The sequence below is a fragment of the Neptunomonas antarctica genome (assembly GCF_001305295.1).
GTDB lineage: Bacteria > Pseudomonadota > Gammaproteobacteria > Pseudomonadales > Balneatricaceae > Neptunomonas > Neptunomonas antarctica.
The window spans coordinates 39069-62979 of sequence record NZ_LJSI01000026.1 but is presented as its reverse complement, the minus strand read 5'-3'; the positions used below and the strand labels follow the sequence as shown (position 1 = coordinate 62979).

The 23911-nt window shown below is 46.8% G+C and carries 21 protein-coding genes; 7 read left to right on the top strand and 14 right to left on the bottom strand.

Going from position 1 to position 23911, the window contains the following annotated elements; all coding sequences use genetic code 11:
- Window positions 1-191: 191 nt before the first annotated feature.
- Complete coding sequence (locus Nant_RS05120; RefSeq protein WP_054340565.1) at window positions 192-1202, bottom strand: tetratricopeptide repeat protein; 1011 nt, start codon at window positions 1200-1202, stop codon at window positions 192-194.
- 610 nt (window positions 1203-1812) lie between these two features.
- Between Nant_RS05120 and Nant_RS05115 the strand changes: the two genes are divergently transcribed.
- On the top strand, window positions 1813-2427 hold the full coding sequence (locus tag Nant_RS05115; RefSeq protein ID WP_054340564.1) for a cytochrome c oxidase assembly factor Coa1 family protein: 615 nt from the start codon (window positions 1813-1815) through the stop codon (window positions 2425-2427).
- 425 nt (window positions 2428-2852) lie between these two features.
- Window positions 2853-3035, top strand: coding sequence for a hypothetical protein (locus Nant_RS21675; RefSeq protein ID WP_238377070.1), 183 nt, complete (start codon window positions 2853-2855; stop codon window positions 3033-3035).
- 18 nt (window positions 3036-3053) lie between these two features.
- Here Nant_RS21675 and hypE read toward each other — a convergent pair whose 3' ends face one another.
- The 12 genes from hypE to Nant_RS05055 all read right to left on the bottom strand — a co-directional run bounded on the left by hypE (window position 3054) and on the right by Nant_RS05055 (window position 16530).
- Complete coding sequence (gene hypE / locus Nant_RS05110) at window positions 3054-4112, bottom strand: hydrogenase expression/formation protein HypE (protein WP_054340563.1); 1059 nt, start codon at window positions 4110-4112, stop codon at window positions 3054-3056.
- Complete coding sequence (gene hypD / locus Nant_RS05105; RefSeq protein ID WP_076495987.1) at window positions 4109-5308, bottom strand: hydrogenase formation protein HypD; 1200 nt, start codon at window positions 5306-5308, stop codon at window positions 4109-4111. The genes hypE and hypD overlap by 4 nt, the downstream gene beginning before the upstream one ends.
- Before the next feature lie 25 nt (window positions 5309-5333).
- On the bottom strand, window positions 5334-5573 hold the full coding sequence (locus Nant_RS05100) for a HypC/HybG/HupF family hydrogenase formation chaperone (protein ID WP_054340562.1): 240 nt from the start codon (window positions 5571-5573) through the stop codon (window positions 5334-5336).
- Window positions 5564-7948 (bottom strand): carbamoyltransferase HypF, encoded by a 2385-nt coding sequence (gene hypF / locus Nant_RS05095; protein WP_054340561.1) that lies wholly within the window; start codon window positions 7946-7948, stop codon window positions 5564-5566. The genes Nant_RS05100 and hypF overlap by 10 nt, the downstream gene beginning before the upstream one ends.
- The gene (locus Nant_RS05090) at window positions 7938-8207 is read right to left on the bottom strand and encodes a hydrogenase/urease maturation nickel metallochaperone HypA (RefSeq protein ID WP_054340560.1); all 270 of its coding nucleotides are present in this window, start codon (window positions 8205-8207) and stop codon (window positions 7938-7940) included. Before Nant_RS05090 ends, hypF begins: the two co-directional genes overlap by 11 nt.
- Window positions 8189-8695, bottom strand: coding sequence for a hydrogenase maturation protease (locus tag Nant_RS05085; RefSeq protein WP_054340559.1), 507 nt, complete (start codon window positions 8693-8695; stop codon window positions 8189-8191). The genes Nant_RS05090 and Nant_RS05085 overlap by 19 nt, the downstream gene beginning before the upstream one ends.
- On the bottom strand, window positions 8692-10011 hold the full coding sequence (locus tag Nant_RS05080) for a Ni/Fe hydrogenase subunit alpha (RefSeq protein WP_054340558.1): 1320 nt from the start codon (window positions 10009-10011) through the stop codon (window positions 8692-8694). Before Nant_RS05080 ends, Nant_RS05085 begins: the two co-directional genes overlap by 4 nt.
- Window positions 9998-10792: an NADH-quinone oxidoreductase subunit B family protein gene (locus Nant_RS05075; RefSeq protein ID WP_054340557.1), complete on the bottom strand. Its 795-nt coding sequence runs from the start codon at window positions 10790-10792 to the stop codon at window positions 9998-10000. Before Nant_RS05075 ends, Nant_RS05080 begins: the two co-directional genes overlap by 14 nt.
- 7 nt (window positions 10793-10799) lie before the next feature.
- Window positions 10800-11609 carry an FAD/NAD(P)-binding protein gene (locus Nant_RS05070; RefSeq protein WP_076495986.1) on the bottom strand — a complete coding sequence of 270 codons (810 nt, stop codon included), beginning with the start codon at window positions 11607-11609 and terminating at the stop codon, window positions 10800-10802.
- Window positions 11606-12112 (bottom strand): cyclic nucleotide-binding domain-containing protein, encoded by a 507-nt coding sequence (locus Nant_RS05065; protein WP_054340556.1) that lies wholly within the window; start codon window positions 12110-12112, stop codon window positions 11606-11608. Before Nant_RS05065 ends, Nant_RS05070 begins: the two co-directional genes overlap by 4 nt.
- Entirely contained in the window at window positions 12109-13245 is a 1137-nt protein-coding gene (locus Nant_RS05060) for a 4Fe-4S dicluster domain-containing protein (RefSeq protein ID WP_054340555.1), read from the bottom strand. Before Nant_RS05060 ends, Nant_RS05065 begins: the two co-directional genes overlap by 4 nt.
- Before the next feature lie 591 nt (window positions 13246-13836).
- A complete protein-coding gene (locus tag Nant_RS05055; RefSeq protein ID WP_054340554.1) occupies window positions 13837-16530 on the bottom strand; it encodes a nitrate reductase in 2694 nt (897 codons plus the stop codon).
- Between the two features lie 449 nt (window positions 16531-16979).
- Here Nant_RS05055 and Nant_RS05050 point away from each other — a divergent pair, with 449 nt between their 5' ends.
- Together Nant_RS05050 and Nant_RS05040 are read left to right on the top strand one after the other, a co-directional pair.
- On the top strand, window positions 16980-18014 hold the full coding sequence (locus tag Nant_RS05050; protein ID WP_076495985.1) for a mechanosensitive ion channel family protein: 1035 nt from the start codon (window positions 16980-16982) through the stop codon (window positions 18012-18014).
- A 639-nt stretch (window positions 18015-18653) separates the two neighbouring features.
- Entirely contained in the window at window positions 18654-19844 is a 1191-nt protein-coding gene (locus Nant_RS05040; protein ID WP_054340683.1) for a diaminopropionate ammonia-lyase, read from the top strand.
- A 129-nt stretch (window positions 19845-19973) separates the two neighbouring features.
- On the opposite strand, the gene Nant_RS05035 is transcribed toward Nant_RS05040, so the two are convergent.
- The gene (locus tag Nant_RS05035) at window positions 19974-20465 is read right to left on the bottom strand and encodes an Lrp/AsnC family transcriptional regulator (RefSeq protein WP_054340552.1); all 492 of its coding nucleotides are present in this window, start codon (window positions 20463-20465) and stop codon (window positions 19974-19976) included.
- A gap of 267 nt (window positions 20466-20732) precedes the next feature.
- Between Nant_RS05035 and Nant_RS05030 the strand changes: the two genes are divergently transcribed.
- From Nant_RS05030 to dctP, 3 genes are read left to right on the top strand one after another with little or no spacing between them, the layout of a single operon-like run.
- The gene (locus Nant_RS05030; protein ID WP_054340551.1) at window positions 20733-21521 is read left to right on the top strand and encodes a maleate cis-trans isomerase family protein; all 789 of its coding nucleotides are present in this window, start codon (window positions 20733-20735) and stop codon (window positions 21519-21521) included.
- 33 nt (window positions 21522-21554) lie between these two features.
- A complete protein-coding gene (locus Nant_RS05025) occupies window positions 21555-22715 on the top strand; it encodes a M20 aminoacylase family protein (protein WP_054340550.1) in 1161 nt (386 codons plus the stop codon).
- A 53-nt stretch (window positions 22716-22768) separates the two neighbouring features.
- Window positions 22769-23803: a TRAP transporter substrate-binding protein DctP gene (gene dctP / locus Nant_RS05020; protein WP_054340549.1), complete on the top strand. Its 1035-nt coding sequence runs from the start codon at window positions 22769-22771 to the stop codon at window positions 23801-23803.
- Window positions 23804-23911: the final 108 nt, after the last annotated feature.

Sequence of the window (23911 nt, the reverse complement as noted above, 5' to 3'; positions counted from 1 at the left end):
TTTTCTCTTCAGAAACCATGATACCCCTCTATCATTACCTGATTATATTCTCACACTTTTCTGAAGGATTGTTGTGGCTGACTATCACACTGCAAGCCCCTTTATTACTTAAATCTGCGCTGATGGCCGCTCGATAACAGCCATCTTGACCGCATATATCTACTATTAATTTTTACAATATCGGGCAGGCCCTATCCGTGCTCGGCCGCCCTCTCCCGTGACAGCGATTGTGCTTCTTGGATCTGCGAGGCCGTCATCTTATTGCTCATAATATCTACGTTATGGGCCGCCTGCTGATGCCCATCTGAGGCAGCAAGATTGAACCACATATACGCTTGAACATAATCCGGCGAGACACCGTAGCCATTGGCGTACATCAACCCGAGGTTATATTGAGCACCGGCCTCTCCTTGCTTCGCCGCGTGGGAAAACCAGTTCCGTGCGATGTTATAATCCTGCAAAACACCTTGGCCGTTGCTATACATCACCCCGAGCATAGCTTGAGCATGTACCTCATTTTGCTCGGCGGCGGCTCTATACCATTTCAGCGCGACGTTATAATTTTGCGGAACACCGTAACCCTTGTAGTACATCATCCCAAGATTAGATTGCGCGTCTGCATCTCCCTGCTCGGCGGCGGCTCTATACCATTTCAGCGCAGCATTATAATCCTGCGAAATACCGTCACCGTTGTCATACATCACCCCAAGATTATATTGCGCATTTGCATGCCCTTGCTCGGCGGCGGCTTTATACCATTTCAGAGCAGCATTATAATCCTGAGCGTTGTTATACATCACCCCAATGTTATATTGAGCACTTGCATGCCCTTGCTCGGCGGCGACAGTAAACCATTTCAGTGTGGCGCTATAATCCTTCGGAACACCATAGCCTCTCTGGTACATCGACCCGAGACTATATTGAGAGTTGGCGTGCCCTTGCTCGGCGGCGGCGGTAAACCATTTCAGCGCAGCATTATAATCTTGCGGGACACCTTGCCCCTTACCGTACATCACTCCGAGACTATATTGAGCTTTTGCATGCCCTTGCTCGGCAAGCGGTGTCCATTTTGCCAGAGCTGTAGCAAAGTCACCATGTTGTGCGGCGGTGAGTCCTTTCTGTAAATCCGCTGCGTGAATCAGTGGCGCAGTGGTAATAATCAGCAGAAATGACGCGATGCTAAGTAGGCGAGAGGGGGGCATATTCAATTCCTTTTGTTAAAATTTATACAGCAACTTACAGCAGAGAGGCGTGATGATACGAATAGAGTATACGGTTTCACGAAGGGAGCGATGACGAATTTATTTTAAATAGAAAAGATTATGCAGATGAAGCGGAGAGTCTCCGTCATTGAGCATAATTCCTTTGTCTATTTAATAGGTAGTCAATGATGCTGTTTAATAAATGACAAATGTAAAAATAAACGTATGGGCATAGGGCCTGTACCTAAAGGAACTACGGGTCGCTTTGCGACTAGAAGAGCTTGATCCAGTATAAATATGCCGCTATGGTTTCACGACTATAGCGCCTAACCAGCCTATACTCGCGAATAGACCAAAGGAATGGGGAGTGAGTCATGGGCAGTTATTTGTCAAAAGCTGTTTATTTATACAGCAATATTTTTCTTAAGAAAATCAATCAAAATTTCGCTTATTCTTTCCCTGTTAATTTTTGTCGGTAGTTCTGTTCATTTTATTCTTTATAAATATCAAGTAATTAGAGTTAATTCTAAATAATTCGCGGAATTATCAGGACGCGTTCTTCATAAAAGACTGTTAGGCATTTAGCCAAGGATTGGAGCAAATTTAAAGTATGAATCAAGAACAAGAGTATATTTCAGGTTTAGGAAAAGACTCTGTCGTACCTCCTGAACTAAAGGGATGGAATTGGGGAGCATTTCTGCTTAATTGGATCTGGGGAATAGGCAATAGCACTTATATAGCTTTTTTAATGTTTGTTCCTTTGGTTAATATCGTAATGTTTTTTATGCTTGGTGCCAAAGGCAACGAATGGGCATGGAAAAATAGAACATGGAGAGATATTGAGCATTTTAAACAAACGCAAAGAAAATGGCGTAATGCAGGCTTAATCTTATTATTTGTTGTTTTTCCCTTACTTTTCACACTCCTCGGAAGCATGCTTAAAGGTGAAGTCTTTGATCAATCAATGGTTACGATATCTCAAAATACAGAGGTCATTGAGGTTGTCGGCGAACCAATTGAAGCAGGTTACTTTGTTATGGGGAGTATTCAGACTTCAGGAACTAGAGGAGAGGCATCATTACAATATTCTATTTCGGGGCCTAAAAGAGAAGCAGATGTTTATGTTCAGGCATATAAAGAAATGGAAGCATGGTCATTATATAACGTAATTGTTCATATCCCTGAGACAGATAAAAAAATACAGGTTGTATCTCCGGTAGAATAAATACCTGACATATATGAGCCTTCTCAAGTGAATAGGCCAAAGTAACTCTTATCGGCCGCATCAGCGGCCAATCATAAAACCATCAGCAAGGTCGTTTACTTCATCTGTCTTTGTCGGCTGTTAAGTTCACTTACAGCAAACATACCACGGCACTTCTTCGGGCACATAGAGGCTCTCTTACTGCGGAGTTATCCGCTGCCTGATTACTGTCCTTCAGTCATATCAGGGGCACTACGACGGCAAGGATGCAGGAGATAGAGCGATGCAGGAAGCCAAAGCCGAGACATTTATCGGTTAACCTGTGGCTGTTCTATTCAAAAGACGGGCTGCATGCGCCCGTTAGACTTTTAGCTCACCTCGTTGCGTACGGCCCGTTAAACGTTTCGAGAGCTTTAATCAGTGGCTGTCAGAGAGCTGCTGCGCAGATGATCCGCTATTCTTCGTCATCATTGATAAGCGTACTTCCGTGGCTGTGGGACTGGTCAGCTTTTTACGGTTGGCCATTGGTAAGATGGATCACCGCTGAGAATAATTATCGGGCACGCTCAGTGTATGACAAGCTGGCGACTAAAACGCATTGGCAAACGTATCAATTAGCGATTGATTGAATTCTATTTGAAAAGCTCCTAGCAAATTCTGGGTAGTTGCTCACCGGGTAGCCGTTGCATTAAGCGCTCACTACCCGTGGTCGTTTTGTAGATCACCTGAGATTTATTATCCTCGTCTACTCTGCCTATAATGCAACTGGTTGCGCTTACGCTGTGATCACGTAGTAGTGTTAGTGCAGTTTCTGCTTGAGCGGCGGGTATAAACGCAATAAAACGTCCTTCGTTGGCTACGTAGCAGGGGTCGAGTCCCAGCATTTCACAGGCACCGGTGACTGCCTCACTGACGGGAATAGCCGTTTCTTCTACGATGAAAGTTTTTTCTGCTGTTTCTGCCAGTTCGACCAGTGCTGTTGCTAATCCTCCACGGGTCAGATCACGCAGGCAATGAATGGCAATGCCTTCGTTCAGCAAGGTGTGAATGGGATCAGAGAGGGCGGCGCAGTCGCTGTTTAACGGGTTATCAAATTCGAGCCCTTCACGCATCGCCATAACGGCCATGCCATGTCGGCCGATGTCACCGGAGAGGATAATCACATCACCCTGTTGGATATGTTGTGGAGCGATGTATACATCGTGCGGTACAACGCCGATACCGGCTGTGTTGATATAAACGCCATCTCCTTTGCCTTTTTCAACAACTTTGGTGTCGCCTGTTACCAGTTGTATGCCGGTTTCTTTGGCGGCCTGGCTCATGGATGCCAACACTTTTGAGAGGGTGTTCATGGGGAAGCCTTCTTCAAGAATCAGACTGCAGCTGAGGTACAGAGCCTTTGCACCGCTCATCGCCAGATCATTTACGGTTCCGTATACCGCCAGTTTTCCGATATCGCCGCCGGGGAAAAACAACGGGCTGACGACGAACGAATCGGTTGTGAATGCCAGCCGTTGTTCGCCTATGCTGAGTAAGGCGCTGTCGTGGCCTGTCGCCAGCATAGGATTATCAAAATAGGGATAAATCAGCTCGGTTAGCAGCTGATGGCTGAGTTGGCCGCCGCTGCCATGACCTAGTAAAATGCGTTCATTATCAGAGAAAGGTAGCGGGCATGTCGGATTAATATCAATCTGTTCTTTTGTCATTGATCACGCCTTGTGGTGGTTTTCTCTGAAGTGGTGCTCTTATTAAAAGTGTCGCTCTTATTAAAAGCAGCGTTCTTATTAAAAGTGTCACTCTCATTAAAAGTGGCATAACGATAATAGGCGGCGCAAGCACCTTCTGATGAAACCATGGGAGCGCCGATCGGAGATTCCGGACGGCATTGTTTACCGAAATGAATACAGTCACAGGGCTTTTTTAATCCCTGCATGATGTCGCCGCTGATGCAGCCAGCCGTATCATATTTATTGTTGGCTGATGAGACCTTATCGCGTAAACCAAATTTTTGTTCAGCATCAAAAGGCCTGAATGCTTCACTGAGCTTTAGCCCGCTCTGTTCTATGTGCCCGATACCTCGCCAACTTTGGGACTGACACTCAAATACCTCGTTTATCATCTGTTGCGCTGGCAAGTTTCCCTGTTGTCTGACAACACGGCTGTACTGATTTTCTACTTCTGATCGACCTTGTTCCAGCTGTTGTATACAGAGGAAGATACCTTGCAGAATATCCAACGGTTCGAACCCGGTGACGACGATAGGAACGCCATACTTTTCTGCTAGCTTAGGGTAGCTTTCATATCCCGTGATGGCACAAACATGACCGGCAGCGAGAAACCCCTGGATCCTTGATTGCGGTGACTGGCACATGGCCTCGATGGCAGGCGGCACTAAAAACTGAGAAGTCAGCAGCGAGAAATTATTGATCCCTTTTTTACGTGCCTGATAAGCGGCCATTGCATTGGCGGGTGCTGTCGTTTCAAAGCCGATAGCGAGAAATACGACCTCTTTATCAGGATGGTGTTGGGCGAGTGTCAGAGCATCCATGGGAGAGTAGACAATGCGGATATCGCCACCGAGTGCCTTAACCGACTGTAAATCTTTTTCACTACCCGGAACCCGAAGCATGTCGCCGAATGAGCAAAATATAACGTTGGGACGTGCGGCAATGTCGATAGCTTTGTCGATGATATCTATTGAGGTGACACACACAGGACAGCCGGGGCCGTGAACCAGTTCAATTTGTGCGGGTAAAAATTGCTGCAGGCCGTACTTAACAATGGCATGGGTTTGGCCGCCGCAGACCTCCATGATGGTCCAGTGTTGGCGGGTAACAGCAGCAATTTTGTCAGCGAGTTGCCTAATGGTGACGGCCTGCCGGTATTCGTGCATATATTTCATAAAAACTTATCCTCAACCGAGAGCCTCAGCAGGGCGCATCGGTTTCATCGCAAGCCAATAGGTCGAAGATTCTACGCGCTTCCGTCGCATTGATTTTACTGATGGCGAAGCCTGCATGCACAATGACGTAGTCACCCGGGTCCGCTTCCGGAACAAAAGCCAGATTAATCTCCTTGCGGATGCCGCCAAAACTAACTGTACCGGTTCGTTCCATAGGCAGAGCGTTAAGAATATCTTCTATTTTTCCCGGAATGGCTAAGCACATGATGGGTTCTCCAGGCAACGTGCGTAATAAATCTGACCTAAAGCAAGGCCGCCATCATTGGCGGGTACGGCTTCATGATGATAAACCTGCTGCCCCTGCTGGCGTAACAACAGAGTAACGGTTTCTGTTAAGCGTTTGTTTTGGAATACGCCGCCTGAGAGAAACACCGGGTAGCCGTCAAACGGCTGCGTAATCGTTAAAATTATCTGTGCCAGTGTGTTGTGAAAGGCCGCTGCTATATCTTCGCGGGGCATTTTGGTTTTCTGACAGTCCAGTAATGCTCTGATCATAGGGCCCCAATCGATAATTTGTGTGGGATGCAGGCTATCCTGCTTATTGATGATTTCAAAAGGGAAGTGCCAGCTGGCTTTAGAGTCGTATGCACAGGCTTCCAGTGCCATGGCTGCCTGACCCTCAAAATGGTTATGAGTTGTGATGCCTGATAGTGCGGCAACCGCATCAAACAGCCGGCCAACACTGGAGCAGACAGGCGAGTTCAGTTGTCGTGAAAGCATTCTCTGCAGGTTGTATCGTTCAGAGGTACTGAATTGTTGGCGAAGCACCGGGGACTCAGTGAAAAAATCATCTCCCAGCAGTGCATATAACAATCCGGCCGCCTGGCGACGCGGTTCGCGGATCGCCTGTTCACCTCCCGGTAAAGGAAAGGTGCGTAACGAAGCGACATGTTTGATGTCGGCATGACCGTCCCAGCAGAAAAACTCTCCTCCGCGAAGAATACCATCGTGTGCGAAACCTGAGCCGTCCCAGCTGACGCCTACTGCGCGGCCAAGATGATGGTGCTCAGCCATACAGGAGAAAAAGTGCGCGATATGATGCGGTACCGCAAGGCATTTTTTCCCACTGGATTGCGCCCAGCGCGTGGATACATAGTTGGGGTGCAGGTCGTGAATAATAGTCTGTGGCTTAATCCCGCAGATGTGGCTTAAATCGCTGATGGCGTCCTCAAAAGCTTGTTGCGTGTGGCGGTTGTCCAGATCGCCCAGATGCTGACTGAGGTAAACGTGATTATGATGTGAGATCGCCACGCAACTCTTCATCTGTCCACCCACGGCGAGTAAATCAGGCAAGGGCGATAATGATACTGATTCCAGCGATTCCGGAAGCGACAATGACAAGGGCAGTGGAACATAACCGCGACTACGGCGCAGCATGACAGGCACGCCGTTCATTACCCTGACAACGGAGTCATCCAGTGGGCGGGCAATAGCGCGGTTGTGCATTAAAAACAGATCGGCAACCGTTGCTAGCCTCGCCAATGCTTGTGTATTACTGATGCAGATGGGTTCGCCGACGATATTACCGCTGGTGGCGACAATAGGACGCTGTAAAAGCGCCATCAGTAAGTAGTGCAAAGGCGATGCCGGCAGCATAATGCCAAGATCGTTATTGCCCGGCGCGACAGAGATCGCTATCTCGTTTTGGTTTGCCTCATTTTTAGCCAGCAGCACAATAGGACGCTGTGGAGAAAGCAGTAGCACTTTCTCTATTTCAGAGACGATGCAATGCTGTTGCACGCTTTTTATATCGGCACAGATCAAAGCAAAGGGTTTTTCCGGCCGGTTTTTTCTTTGGCGCAGTCTTTCAACGGCGTGCGGGTTAGTGGCATCGACGAGTAACTGAAAACCACCCACAGCTTTAACCGCGACTATCTGCCCGTTGAGAATAGCGTTAGCCGTTTGTTGCAGAGCATCTGTATTGTTGGCTATCATATCTCCTTTTACATCAGTGAGTTGCAGCTGCGGACCACAGTCCGGGCACGCTGTCGGTTCTGCATGAAAACGCCTGTCGAGAGGGTTTGTATACTCTTGTTGGCAGCTATTGCAGAGCGCAAACGGCTGCATTGTGGTGTTTTTTCTATCGTAAGGCAGGCTTTCAATAATACTGAAACGCGGTCCGCAATTAGTGCAGTTGCTAAAAGGATAGTGATAACGCCGATTCGCAGGATCGAACATCTCATCGATACACACCTGGCAGGGAGCGGTATCTGGCGGAACACTTATCAGGGGCGCACTCGATTCGTCTTTTTCAGGTGATGCCTTTTTTAATGATTTATTGTCAGATGCAGCTTCGCTTTGAATGCTCTCTCGGATAACAAAGCATGAGTCGTCTGATAACGCAGTTGCACGGCTATTGAGTGTGTGAATTTCAGCCCGCTGTGGCTTGTTTGTTCTTAACGCTTGCAGAAAGTCACGGATTAACAAAGCCTCACCCTGAGCTTCAATCGTGACCCCTTGAGGATGATTAGCCACCCAGCCATGCAGTGAATTTTCCTGAGCAAGCCGATAGACAAAAGGGCGAAATCCAACCCCCTGAACGATGCCTTCGATATTGATACAAAAGCGTTCAATCGCCATTGTCTTCAAATTCCAGACTTTGCAGCACAATATCCTGAGCCTGGGGGTGATCAATACCGACCAGTTCTTCAATATTCAGCATGACTCCCTGTAAAGCGGTTCCCGATACTTCGTGCTCAAAATGTTCACGCAGATGGCTGCTGGAAATGTGTGCTAACTCTCCCAGTTGAATGTTGACTGCCATCAGTGGTTTCTTTTCAATACGGCTGAGTTGATGAATTTTACCCAGTAAATCTTTCATCAGGGAGTGTTCGTGCATGCTCTATCTCCTGAGTTGAGTTCGTTACAAATGAGGGCAGCCAATTTTTGCGCAGCGATGACAAGGCGCGGGCTGATAACATCACCTTGCGAAAAATTGTTGCCTGCAATGCTGTAGATAGTCAGTGACTTGGGCAGTTGATGGAGTAATCTGGCGAGTTCAATGGCATTGGCAATACTGATCGCATGGTTGGATGACACTGGATTGTCGGCGGGCAGGTTTTCATTCAGACCATCCAGCCTGAAAATCTGGCCTGTCTGTATTGTAGATAAATCAGCGGCATCAGCTGTACTCGCCGAGCAGCAGGCGTCGATTAAAATCACTTTGTCTCTGTCTTGCCAGATATCAAGTAAGGCGGATGTATCCCCTGTGCTTTCGATAAAATCACTGGATTGAGCAAGGATCGGCTTTAACAGGTCAAACGTATAGGGGCCGACACCATCATCACAGCGGTAGCGGTTTCCTATGCTGATAATCAATGGTTTCATTCGTTTTTTTCCCTATGTATCTTGAGAAAGTGGGTCGCACAGGAGATGCAAGGGTCGTAATTGCGGATGGCCTGCTCACATAGAGCGCGGAGTTTTTCTTCCTCAAGGTGCATATAGTGAGGGACCAGATAACGCAGGTCGTTCTCTATTGTTTTCTGGTTCTGAGAAGTCGGGGCAACGATTTTAGCCTCTGTGATTTTCCCCTGTGCATCGATACTGTAGTGATGATAAAGCAACCCACGAGGTGCTTCGGTAACCGCGTATCCGGTTGCGGCTTTAGCTTGTGTTTTTATATAAGGCGTATGGGGGCGCTGATAACTATCAATAATCCGCAAAGCTTCATCAAAGGCGTAGAGCACTTCAAGGCTACGCACGATAATACTCTGGAAGGGATTATCACAAAATGGCGGGAAGCCAATCTCTTTAGCGATGCTTTTGGTCAGCGGCGAAAGCCGGTCATAGTTAAGGTTATAACGCGCCATCGGGCCTACCAGATAAGCATCCTTACCTTTTTCGCGCCCTTTAATAACACTGTGTAAAGCATTGCTGTGCTTTACATGTTCTTCTGCAAAATACTCTTCATATTGCTGAGCGTTAATATCTAACCCCGTAGAAGAGATGATGCGGCCTTCATTCATCGGGTATTCGTCGGGATGTGACAGGGCAACAAATTCATAAGCGAAAGGTGCATCACGCTTGAATTCGGGAAACGGCAGAGAGGCAACCCAGCGAGCTGATTCGATGGCCATATCCCGGCCTTTGAGTAGTTCCTCACGTAACGGCTGTAACTCAGAGACGGTTGGCATACGGTAAAAACCGCCAACGCGAACGTTGATTGGATGGATTTCCCGGCCTCCGATTAAATTAACAATCGCATTGCCGATTTTCTTAATGTGTAGTCCGCGTTGCACAATCTGCGGGTAATCCTTAGCCATCGCAACGGCACTCTCGTAGCCAAGAAAGTCCGGTGCGTGCAGCATATAGATATGCAGTACATGGCTTTCGATCCATTCTCCGCAATAGAGTAATCTGCGTAGTTCTCGTATTTCATTGGCAGGAGTAATATCCAATGCGTTTTCCATCGCATGTACGGCGCTCATTTGATAGGCGACCGGGCAGATACCACAGATGCGCGCCGTGATATCCGGTGCTTCCAGATAATCGCGCCCTCGTAAAAAGGCTTCGAAAAATCGCGGTGGTTCGAAAATTTTCAGCTGTACGTCATCAACGCCCGCTTCGTCATAACGGATATACAGCGCTCCTTCGCCCTCGACACGGGCCAGATAATCGACCTTGATGACTTTACTTTTCTTCATGGTTTTTCTCGATAAACGTCAGGCTTTGAGTGGCAAAAGCCGGTGCCGCTGCATTCATATTGCGGAAGTTTTCCAGCAGAGTGGCGTTGTCGCTGCCTAGTTCCGTTTGCCACCAGTGGCTTAACGATGCGGTATTGGGGTTTTCTTTCGGGCCATAACAGCCATAGCAACCGCGATTGTAGCTCGGGCAGATGGCACCGCAGCCAGCGTGAGTGACGGGCCCCATACAGGGGGTTCCGTGGGCAACCATGACACAGATGTTTCCTTTGAGCTTACATTCCATACACACCGAATGCGCCGGAATTTGTGGCTTGCGCTGGTTCAGATAAGCGCTGATTACTTCTAACAATTGTGCCTTATTGATCGGACAACCCTGTAATACGAAATCGACACGTATATGGTCGCTGATGGCACTGGAGGTTTTTAATGTGGCAATATATTCGGGATGGGCATAAACCAGCGATGTAAATTCAGTTACGTCAGCAAAGTTACGTAATGCCTGAATACCCCCGGATGAAGCACAGGCACCGATGGTGATTAATGTGTGCGATTGCTGGCGGATCTTCTGAATCCGTTCTGCTTCATCGGCCGTTGTAATAGAGCCTTCGACAATAGAAAGATCATAAGGCCCGTCGACCTGACGGCTCGATGCTTCCATAAAGTAGGCAATGTCGATCTGCCCGGCGAGCAATAACAGCTCATCTTCACAGTCGAGCAAACTTAGCTGGCAACCGTCGCAGGAGGTGAATTTCCATACCGCTAGTTTAGGCATCGTTTTCATTGGTTTGTCATACCTCCTGCCTATGGAACCAGGGATAAATCTCCTGATAACAAAACACCGGACCATCCTTACAGATAAATGCAGGCCCCCATTGGCAGTGGCCACAATGGCCTATGGCGCATTTCATGTTGCGTTCCATGGAGAGGTAAATGGATGCGCGCGGCAGGTTTTTTTTGATCAGTTCCTGAATGGCAAAACGCATCATGATCTCGGGGCCACAGATAAAGGCAATGCTGTTCTCAGGGTCAATCTTTGTAGCGGTTAGCAGGTGGGTTACTGCACCTACATTGCTTTGCCAGCCGGGTGTTGCCATATCAACACTGGTTTGTAGCGTGAGCTGTTGCTCCCAGTGTTTGAGTTCGACGCTATACAGCATTTCAGGCTGGCTTTTGGCGCCGTAAAAAAGACGAACATCCGTTGCCGCGCTATTTTTATCGAGCAAGCTGTAAACCAGTGGACGCAATGGAGCCAGCCCTAAGCCACCGGCTATCAGGAGCACTGTTTTACCTGCGGTTTTCCCGACAGGCCAGCCTTTTCCAAAGGGGCCGCGTACACCGAGTTGATCCCCTTCGCGCAACTGTTCTAATGCTTGTGTTACCTGCCCCAGTGTTCTGATGGTATGTATATAGACAGAGGTGTTGTATACCGATCCACTCATTGAAATAGGGACTTCACCGGCACCAAAGGCATACAGCATATTGAACTGACCCGGCTGAAAAGAGAGGCGCGGGTGAGCCTCCTTTTTTTTGATATGCAGTGTGAACGTACCGGGATATTCCTCAATGCGGCGTTGCACATAAAAAATATCCGGGATCATGGATTCTGATCCTTTTTGTTTTGAGTTTCATGATTTTTTTTATTTTGAGAGTAGCCGTAAACATCCAATAGTTGTAATCGTGTCGCTTGTAAGCGCTCGGTCATAATACGGGCAAAACGCTGCATCAGGTCAAAGCCGAGATTCGTATCATTAGCACACTTTGTGCGCAGGCAACGTCCGTCTAATTTGAGGGTCTGCACTTGTGTTTGCGTCTTTGCATCAAACGTCCAGCGGTGAGGTGGAAACAACCAGGACCAGCCACAGATATCGCCATCCTGTAGTGTTTGCAGGATGACGGCGCCGTAATTAGGCTGGGATATCTCGATTGAAACGCGGCCGTTTCGAATCAGGTAGAAATAATCAGCGGGGTCATTTTCTCTGGCAATGTATTCCTGCGGATTAAAGACATGATTCACAGCACACCCGGCAATTAACCGGATATATTCGTCGTTCATTCCCGCAAAGAAGGGGTGATCGTGTAACAGAGCTTCGATTGTTTTCATGAGGAGTCAGCCTTTTGGAAGCGAATAACCTCTTCGGTAATATCAATACCCACCGGGCACCACGCAACACAGCGACCACACCCTACACAGCCTGAGGTATTGAACTGCTCATGCCAGGTTGCCAGCTTGTGAGTCATCCACTGGCGGTAGCGTGAACGGGTGTCGGGGCGAACTGAGCCACCGTGTATATAACTGAAGTCAGCGGTAAAGCAGGAATCCCACTGCTCCCATCGCTCAGCGTGGTCACCGCTAAGATCCGTGGTGTCTTCAACGGATGAGCAAAAGCATGTGGGGCAAACCAGAGTGCAATTGGCGCAGGACAGGCAGCGCTCTGCAATATCACTCCAAAGAGGGCTTTCATAATTACGGTATAACAGTGCCTGCAGGTCGCTGCTGTCAAACATGCGTGGGCCAGCTGACATCTGCTCTTCTGCCTGGCTTATGGCTGCTTTTTGCTGCTGGTGGTGCTCTGAGGTGGCAGGCGTAACGGGCAACTGCTGCAGGATTAGCTCGCCTTTTTCTGATCCGCACCGTAATAAAAAATAATGCTCGTTATCATTAATGATTTCAGTTATTTCCAAATCGCACGGTAAGGATACGGCTGGCCCGGTATTCATGGATGTGCAAAAACAGGTAGCCGCTGCCTGAGTGCAGTTTACCGCTACCGTGAAAATCGACTGACGGCGCTGTTTGTAATCTTCATTGTGATATTCGCCAGACAGAAAGACGCGATCCTGTATGGCTATTGCATGCAGCTCACAGCTACGTATACCCAGAAAGGCCAGTGGGGTGATGGCGCTATTGACTGGCTCAATATGTATGCCATCGGCTGTTTTTTGCGCGTTCCAGACTTGCCGGCGAGGCAGTTGCAGGTATTTTTTCCATGAATTAGGGCCCACGTTAAAGCCGAAATAAGCAGAATCTTGTCGGCGTTTGAGCCGGTAACGGCCTTTATCCTGCTCGTCTGTCCAGCCTTGAGGGAGATCGTCTGCTGAGTTGATGTGGTCGTAAATGATGGTTTGATCAACAATGACGGGACCAATAACCTGATACCCCGCTTGCTGCAGGCTATGAATCAGGCTATTTAGCTTGTCGGATAACAAAATATACGATGTTGCGTTTTGGACCTTCATTGCTAACGTCCATTTACACACTTATAAATGCGTTTATCTAACGTATGCATACCAACATATGCTTGAAGCCAGTTAAATAAAAACAATGACGAAGTGATGTGATTGCGATTGGAAGATAGCTAATTTAATAACGTTTAAAAATTTTAGTGTCAATAAAATTGGCGGCTTAAATTTTAGATGATTAAAACTTAAGCCGCCGTTGATCCTTTTACCGGAGTCAGCTCACGCCTCCGGTAAAGAGCACAGTAAGCGTTATTTTTTCACACTGCTGACCCGCATAATAATGACCCAGCCAGCGGCTAATACAACACGCCGACAGGTGCGGAAAAGCAGTTAAAAAACAGAAGAAAGAGGCGAAGATATCACTGATAGTTGTCGTTCGGGAAATTTATAGATTTTTGTCAGCTAGTTGTTAACTTAATCGCATGTTCCCCAGGCTAAGACGCGTATGTATATTCGGTTTTTAGTGGAGGGGCTACCTCCTAACCCTACACGAATGCGCACCCTTATCTCTCTTTGGGTCGATGGGTCTCAAAGCAGAACAGAGTCTATCAAGGTAGATAGGTATTAATTGTTGATAATGCCGCCTGATTAGGCGGCATTATCAGTTTCAACTGAAACAGAGTCACAACTGTGATCATTTACCAGCGTGCGTAACTCGGGGATGCAAGAGCCACAATTGCTGCCACATTTCAGCGTCGAGCCTAAGCTTTCAACACTGCAGGCGTCGCCATTTTTTAGTGCATTGATAATGGTTTGTTCGCCTACCTGATAGCAAGAACAAATGGTTTTTCCTGTTTGCATTGACGGGTCGGCAGGGAACCCCGAGAGTAAGCGTAAACGATCCTGGTCTGCAGGGAACCGTTCTCCCACTTGGCTGCCTAGCCAGGATTTGTCATATTCAGGTAGTTCAGGTCCACTGAGAAGGACTATGTGCAGTTGATTGTCGATAAAGCCGGCAGCACTCAGGTAGCGCTGGTTTGAGTCTGTTAGTTGTACCCATTCGCTAACCTTCGGGAATGCCGCAGATAGCCAGTCAGTGTCGGGCGTATTATTCAGATCAATGAGTTCCCACAGCGTGCCATTAGCCAGCGGCGTTTTAAACCATTCCATGGTTTTATCCGGTGTGAAATCAGAAGCTGTCAGTAAAATACCCTGCCAGTGTGGTGATAACGGCGAAATGGTGACCGGGCTATGCTTAAACTCAGGTTGCCCGGAAAGCGCATCCTGAATCGGACGTACCAGGCTGTTAGCGCGTGCGTGGCTGGCAAACGCATCGCTCCAGTGCATCGGCACAAACAGTGAGTCTTTCCGTTGTGTATCGGTGACCTTGGTTCGCGCAATATATTCAATGTTTCGGTCTTTCAGAGAGACCAGTGAATTGTTTTTTATATCGAATTTTTCAGCGGTATGCGGATGTATTTCGACGTAAGGCGTCGCAATATGCTCCAATAATCGGTGGGCTTTACCGGTACGGGTCATGGTATGCCACTGATCTCTGATGCGTCCGGTGTTAAGAATTAACTGGTCGCAGTCTGCCGCATAAGTAGGCAAGCGTGGTGTGATAGAAATCAGGTTCGCTTTGTTCGTGGGTGTATAAAAGTGCCCATCGTCAAAGAAGCGTTTTCTGCCCTGTGGATAGGTTTGATTGACAGGCCACTGAATCGGTTCAAGGGTCTGATATTCAAGATCGGTGAGAGAGGTCAGGCCGGAAATGTCAAAATCACGTTCGCTCTTACCGTTAGCCTCTGGATTTTCGAATCCGGACAAAGCGGCATGTTCGCGGAAAATATCAGCACTGCCGGTGAAATCAAATGCCTCCTCAAAGCCCATACGTTTAGCGACTTCGCAGATGATTTTCCAGTCATTCTGAGCCTCTCCCGGTGGTGCAATGAAGCCACGTTGGCGAGAGATAGTTCTGTCTGAATTGGTGACCGTACCGTCTTTTTCTCCCCAGGTGGTTGCGGGTAAGCACACATCAGCAAACGGCAGGGTATCGGTTGAGTCACTGGAATCGGAGACAATCACTAAGTCGCATTTAGTCAGTGCCTGCTTGATTTTGTCAGCGTCAGGCATGGAAACAACAGGGTTCGTCGCAATAATCCAGATGGCTTTTATTTGCCCGCTGTCGACTGCATTAAACATGTCGACGGCTTTAAGGCCTTCCTTGTGCACCATATTAGGCGCATCCCAGAAGCGGCGTACTTTATCGAGGCTCTCTGGGTTTTTAAGCTCCAGATGTGCGGCAAGCTGATTGGCTAAGCCGCCGACTTCACGCCCACCCATGGCATTGGGTTGGCCTGTAATAGAAAAAGGTGTTGCGCCAGGTTTGCCAATTTTCCCGGTGATCAGGTGGCAATTGATAATCGCGTTGCCTTTATCGACACCGCTGGAGGATTGATTGATCCCTTGTGAGAAAAGGGTGACGCTGTGCTCATATTCGGCAAACCATTGATATAGGGTGTTAAGTGCCGCTTCAGGTACATCACAATCGATCGCTGTTTGTGCCAGCGTCTGTTGTTGCACACTTTCAGATAATGCATCAAATCCCTCACAATGCTGTTCGATGAACTGACGATCAAGCTTTTGATGAGCAATAAGGTAGTGAGCCAGCCCATTAAACAAAAATCCATCGCTACCAGGTTTTAAGGGTAAATGTAGATCAGCAATATCACAGCTGGCGGTTTTACGTGGATCAATGACGACGATCTTCATATCAGGGCGTTCAGCTTTGGCTTTTGCTAAACGCTGATAAACAATCGGGTGCGCCCAGGCCAGATTAGATCCTGTGATAATTACCAGATCAGCTAACTCAAGGTCTTCATAGCAACCCGGTACAGTATCGGAGCCAAATGCGCGTTTATGCGCAGCAACTGCAGAAGACATACATAGTCGTGAGTTGGTATCAATATTAGAGGTGCCAATAAAGCCTTTCATCAATTTATTAGCGACGTAATAATCTTCGGTCAGAATCTGCCCGGATACATACATAGCCACAGCATCGGGGCCATGTTGAGCGATGATATCGGCTAGTTTCTCTGCTATGTGGGAGTAAGCCGTGTTCCAGTCGACCGTTTGGCCGGCAATTGAGGGAGATAACATGCGGCCCTGGTGACTAACTGTTTCATGTAAAGCCGAGCCTTTGACACAGAGTCTACCCTGATTCGCGGGGTGTTCTGTTGAGCCACTGACTGCTATCAGATTACCCTGCTGAATTTTGGCATCGACACCGCAGCCAACGCCACAGTAAGGACAGGTAGTTTTTATTGTCTCTGTTATGTTCATATTTATTCCAAAAAAAAGGCGCTATGCAGGAGAGATCCTGAAATAGCGCCATTGCCAAGTTTCTCAATACCGAGAAAAAAATAAATACGCCGTCTACGTACTTTGTCTAACCAAAAAGATTCAATTTGTTACATGCATATTTGATACCAGTTTTATTTATTAATGTTCTTTTAATGTAAGTCTTTGTTAAAAATGAGTTTTTATTTTATTCTTGTGTTGTTTTTTAATTGATGTAGAAAAAACATGTTACATATCAAGCAGGGTTTTAAAAAACGCACCTTTTTTGTGCTTACTTTCCCGAGCTGACTTTCTTAGGCTGACTTTTTTAGACTTAACAGGTAACGCTTAATTTATTGTGATTAACATGTGATGTTCTGCACGCCTGTTGTAATGCCTTTAGAAATCATGAGAATAAGATACGTCGTAACCATAAATACCCGAGGCTAAATATGGATCGCCTATTAGATAACGCTATTGCTTTAGCACCGATGATAACCATCAGTGTGGTTATTGTTGGCTTGTTGCTGATGATGAACTGGATTTTGCTGGGGCGTCATCCGGAGTTGGGTAATGAGAAGAAACTCCCTCGCCAGCTAACATTATTAGGACTGACGCTTGTTGGTTTTGTGATTATTACCTTTATGCTGCCAGTGAGTGATGCCGCACGAAATCAGGTTATTGGACTGCTCGGTATATTACTCTCCGGTATTCTGGCGTTTTCATCCACAACCTTTGTCGCCAATTTTATGGCGGGGATCATGCTCCGTATTAACCGGCCTTTTAATACCGGTGATTTTATTCGGGTAGAAGAGCATTTTGGACGTGTATCTGAAAGGGGATTGTTTGATACCGAAATTCAAAGTGAGCACCGTGAGTTAATCATGTTGCCAAATTTATACTTAATATCCCGACCAGTGGTTGTGATTAGTAAATCGGGGGCTATTATTTCCAGCACTTTGTCGCTGGGATACGATATTCACTACTCCCGTATAGAAGCGCTGCTAATTGACGCCGCCTTAGCGATCGAACTAAAAGAGCCTTTTGTTCAAGTGATAGAGCTAGGAAACGATGCCGTCACCTACCGTGTGAGCGGGCTGTTAGTCGATGTTAAAAATATGCTATCAACGCGTTCAATGCTCCACAGGGCTATATTGGATGTGCTGCATAATGATGCGGTTGAAATAGTCTCACCTAGATTCGTTAACCAAAGACGTTTAGATGAACATGTGAAAATAATTCCGGAAGTTGTTGCTAAATCGAACATCATTACGACGTCAAAGCCTGAAGATATGCTCTTCGATAAAGCAGAGAAGGCAGAGCAACAGGAAGCCTCAGAGGATAATTTACTAAATGAACTGCACGCACTTAACGAGCAGCTCAGCACGGCAAGCGCTGATGAAAAAACTAAAATAGAAACCCATATACAGCAGAAGCGTCAGCGGCTGGATCATATCAGTGAGCAAAAGGAAAAAGAAAAGCACTGAGCGAGCGTTAAATCAGGAGATATTAGCGAGGTACCGGCGATGTCTCTTCATAACGTAGAGCTTATAAATAATGAACAAAACAACTTTCTGTTAACGCTATTGATTGTGATTATCATTTGCGTTAATATGTTTTGGCTCGTAAGTTAATTCAGATCTCACCTCTGATTAGCTTCATCTTCTTTTGTTGGTGCAGGCCACAAAAGAAACACGGTTCTTGTCATTTACAGGGTAATCTTCGGATTACCCTTTTTTTTGCTTCTTACTCTCCATATATACGCTTGCGCATCACCTGATTTATAGTGAATAAATATCATCGATATTATTCGTTTAGCCTTTAATGCGCCCAGATGAGGATAAAAGTCATTATTTTGGATATTCCAATGAAATTCCTTATCGTTATTGTCGATTAGAAGGAATGCCCGCAGATCCATTGCATACAATTTTTACTATCATGACCTCTCAATAGGAATCACTAATTCCGATAGCAGAGGCTATGGAGCTTCTGGTCTGACATGGACAGAAATTAAAATAATATAAATGGTTATTTGTCTTCAGTAGTTTTGCTAAATCGGGTTATGTCGTTCGTCTGATTGAGTATCTATAAGGCAATTCCTCTATAAATTTAAGGCATTGATGATTATGTTAATACTGAACGGGGCGCTGACTCACTTTGCAAACCCAGCAGCCAATAGTAAAAATCTATACTCAGACTCGCAGCGGGATGTAATCAGCATTGCCAGGGCTGCTGATGCGATTGAAGATATTAAGACCTGGCCTGGGTATGCCGAAACGCCCTTGCACTCCTTAACGGCGATGGCTGAAGATGCGGGTCTGGGTGCCATCTGGTACAAAGACGAGTCGCAACGTTTTGGACTGAAAAGCTTCAAAGCACTGGGGGGCGCGTATGCAGTGGCTTGTCAGTTGCAGAATGTATTGGAAACGCAACTCGGCCACCGTCCAAGCACTGCTGATTTATTAGACGGACAATACAAAGATGCTGTCTCTAAGATGGTGGTCAGTTGCGCAACCGATGGAAACCATGGCCGTTCTGTTGCCTGGGGCGCACAAATGTTCGGCTGTGGCTGTGTTATTTATATTCATCGTGATGTGTCTGAAGGCCGTAAAGAGGCAATGCAAGCCTTTGATGCTGACGTTATTCGTATCACGGGTAATTACGATGAGTCAGTGCGTCAGGCAGATGCGGATGCCAAAGCGAACGGACGCATTATTGTTTCAGACACCAGCTATGAAGGTTATATGGAAGTGCCTAAAGATGTTGCTTTGGGTTACACCGTTATGTTGGCAGAAATAGTCGAGCAATTAGAAGGAGATATTCCCACTCACGTTTTCATACAAGGCGGCGTGGGCGGTCTGGCTTCGGCTGTTGCGGGTTATTTCTGGGATCTATGGGGTGAACGCCGACCACGTTTTGTGGTGGTTGAGCCGGTTGAGGCTAACTGTTTACAGCTAAGCGCCAAAGCGGGTAAGCCCGTTGTCGTTGAGGGAGATTTGAATACCTTGATGGCCGGCCTGGCCTGCGGTGAAGTATCCGCACTGGCGTGGCAGATCTTATCGAATGGCGCTGATGACTTCATGACATTAAGTGAAGAAGCGGTTGCCGAAACGATGCAAATGCTGGCTAAAGGCTATAAAGGTGACCCCGCCATCGAAGCCGGTGAATCTGCTGTGCCGGGTTTGGCTGCTGCTGTTATTGCTGCCCGGCAAGAAGAATTTGCCAGCGCTTTACACTTAAATGCGTGGAGTAAAGTGCTGGTGCTCGGTACTGAAGGTGCGACTGATCCAGAGCTTTATAAGCAGTTAGTTGGTTAATTTATTATTATCAGACTTCGAATAAAGCCTCGTAATTACGGGGCTTTTTTATTTTTATCTGTTTATTTAGAGGTTTATAAATTCAGAGATTCAGAGGTTTGCCAGCCATATATTCGAAGCGATCAGTGCTTAGCTTTCATCCAGTATGACGGGTACTGAAAGCCCCACTTTGACTGCGTCCATAACCACATTAGTTAAGAAGCTACGAATGTTAAGATTATCGAAAAATACCTCGCGAGTAAAAACTTCGTAGTCTTCCATATCGGTTGCAGTGATCACCAAAATAAAATCGGCACTGCCGGTTACGTAATAACACTGTTGAACAGCAGAGATACTCTTCATCTCTTTTTTGAAATTATCGATCAAATCGGCGCGTTCGCGTTCCAGTGTTACTTGTACCAGTAGGGTTACTCCTCTGCCGACTGCTTTAGGGTTCACTACCGCAATATCTGCCTGAATAATTTGCTGTTCCCGCATACGTTTTATCCGACGCTGTACGGCGGCAGGAGAGAGGCCCACTTGCTCTGCAATCTGGTCGGACGTGGTGCGATTTGAATGTTGAATTATCGCCAGAATTTTACGATCAAAGCCGTCAATACTGGCGGGTTGAGTATGACTCATAATGTGTATCTACCTCTTTCCGACAACGTGATCTTTGAGACTATAAGGTTCTATCGTAAAGAATATAAGGTTCTACCGTAAAGAAGAAAGTGTCGATTGAAAATTGTAGTGAATTTATGCAAATTTTTAATTTTTTTGCGGTTAATCATCAAGAATTACGCCTTATTACAAGAATTCCCGCAAACCAACACCGTAGTATTAACCAATAAGTTTTCCCCATCGAACAATAAAAAATAGCTCACAACCCGCGTTTTGAGCAACGAGAGCATGATGATAGAACTGACTACGGTGCAACATAAACAGCCTTTGGAGTACCTTGCTCCTGCGGGTCGCATAGGCATTATATCTTTAGCGACAGATTTTAATATCGAGGCGGATCTAAAGCGCATCTATCCGGACGACGTACAGTTTTTCACCAGCCGGGTAAAAAATATTAACCCTCTGACAATAGAAAATTTGCGCACCATGGCACCCGGTATCAGTGCGACAGTCGATACTATCCTGCCGGGTGTCGAGCTGGATGCGATAATCTATGCCTGCACCTCCGGTACTATCGCTATTGGTGTTGAGCAAGTTGCTGAACTGATTCATAAGGTTCGTCCTGGCGTACCGGTTACCAATCCGGTGACGGCTGCGCTATCCGCTTTTCAGTGCTTTGCTGCAAAGCGGATCTCAATTCTCACGCCATATACCGAGGCGGTTAATCAAGAAATCGCTGAGTTTTTTACTTCACAGGGCTACGACGTTCTTAGTATCGCGGGTTTCGGTTTTGAAGACGACACCGCGATGACCTATATCACACCGCAAGATATTGCTGATGCCGCAGTTGCCTGCTGTGATCCTCAAGCCGAGCTCTTATTTATCTCCTGTACTGCCTTGCGGGCATCGTTTGTGCTGGACGAAATCGAACAGCGTATAGGCATTCCGGTTGTGAGCAGTAATCAGGCGCTGGTATGGCATAGCTTGCGACTGCTTAATTATCCTGCAGCGGTCCTCGGTTTTGGCGCTTTGTTACGCGAGCAGTTGGCGGTTGACGCTGCGCGAACATCTGAGTAGCCGGTTTAATTATTATTCCCTGGAGATTGAGTTATGTCTTTAACCCCACAATTGATTGCCCGGATGACCGAATGGCGTCGCCATATGCATCGCTTCCCTGAATGTGGTTTTAATTTGCCATTAACCGCTGACTTTATCGCCGAAAAGCTGGAAAGTTTTGGTATTGAAGTCACACGTCATATTGGCCAGCAAGGCATTGTTGGTGTTCTCCGCTTTGGCAAGGGTGACGCCAGTATCGGTTTGCGAGCGGATATGGACGCGCTGTTTATTCATGAAGGAAATGAGTTTGAACACCGCTCCCGACATGATGGGCAAATGCATGCCTGTGGCCATGATGGGCATTCCGCCATGTTGCTGGGTGCGGCGAGTTATTTAGCTGAAACAAAAGATTTTAATGGCACCGTTCATTTTATCTTTCAGCCAGATGAAGAGCACGGGCAGGGCGCTCAGGCAATGATAGATGATGGCTTGTTTGAGCGTTTCCGTATTGATGCTATATACGGGCTGCACAATATGCCGGGTCTGCCCGAAGGGCAGTTTATGGTTCGCCCGGGTTCCTTGATGGCCAGTGAAAGTAGCTTTGAAATTGTTATCAAGGGTGTCGGTGGCCACGCTGCCATGCCACATCGGGGTATTGATCCTATTGTTGTCGGCTCTCAAATTATTTTGGGCCTGCAAACTATCGTATCGCGTAATCTCAGTGCGATTGAAGAGACGGCGGTCGTCTCTGCGACTGAGTTTGTAACCAATGGAACCGTTAATGTTATTCCCTCTGAGGTGACCATTAAAGGTGATTGTCGATGCTTCACTGAGGATAGTCTCAAGAGGATCGAAGCGTGCATGGAGCGGATAGTTTCCGGCATTTGTCAGGCAGCTGGCGCGCACTATAGCTTCACGTTTGTGAATACGTTTTACCCTACCGTCAACAGCCCGTTACAGACAGAGCATGCAACCCGTGCGGCTATCGCCGTATTGGGAAGTGATAATGTTGAAGCAAACTGTTTACCTCTCACTATTTCAGAAGATTTTTCCAGCATGTTACGTATCAAACCTGGCTGTTATGCACTGCTGGGTAATGGTGTGGAGTCTGTGGGTGGTTGTGCTTTGCATAACCCTGAATACGACTTCAATGACCATATCCTTAAGCATGGCGCGCAGTACTGGGTGCAGTTGGTACGTGATCAATTGAAATAACGCCTGAATATAAAATTAACCTTAACTCTAAAAATAAAACTTGAGGAATACCCGTGAAAAAACTTTTAACCACATTATTAGCAATTGGCATCAGCTTTGGCGTGAGTGCTGAAACATGGAAGTTTGCTTCTGAAGAAGATAAGCAGGATGTTCAGGATATCTTTGCGCAATCTTTTGCCGATACCATTAAAAAAGAATCAGATGGTGATATTCGCGTTAAGGTTTATTACTACGGACAGCTGGGTACTGAAAACGATATTGTTGAGCTGGCGGCTAAAGGAACCATACAGTTTGTTTCAGTTGGCACCGGACATTTGGGTTCTTATGTGCCTGAAGTTCAGGCACTAAGCCTCCCTTACGTATTAGGCACTGAGACTGATGTCGTACGTAAAGTGCTGACAGGTAGCAAGACTATCTATAACGATCTGGCTGATCGGTTTGAAAGTGTAAACCTTAAGTTGCTCACTATGATTTCTGAGGGTGAAATGGCATGGGGCGCGAACAAAGCAATCCGCACACCTGAAGATTTTGCAGGGCATAAAATTCGAACCTTCACCTCAACTATCCCGGTAGAAACCTACAAAGCTTTTGGTGCAACGCCAACGCCTTTGTCCTGGGGAGAAGTCTACGGCGCGCTACAGCTGAAAACGGTTGATGGTATGGTCAACCCGATCTACTTTGTGTACAACGCTAAATGGCATGAAGTTCAGGATTATCTTATGTTCCCTGGCCAGCAACCGTATGTAGCCACCGTGTCTACTAACAGCAAATGGTTCAATGCGCTGTCGGCTGAGAAGCAAGCGATGGTCAACAAAGCAATCACGGTTGCCGAGCAAGCCGCTCATGAATACCAGTTGAGTATTAACAAAGAAAACATGAATAAAATCATGGCTGAACGTCCGGATATGCAGGTCGTGACGCTGAATGAAGAAGAACGAGCACGCTTTAAAGAAATCAGCCAAACATTACATGAAACCTACTATAACGTAGTCGAAAATGCTTACGATGATGCCGAAAAAGCTAAAGCACGTGCGGGCGCAAAAAAGATTCTTGGCAACTTGATTCAAGAAGTTAAGGACGCCTCTTAATCCTGGATGATTAGCAGGTAGCGTGGTGCTTATCCGATAGATAGGCACCACGCTAATTGATTCATTGATGTTTCAATTAGCCACAAATCATAGTACGGCTTATTAGGT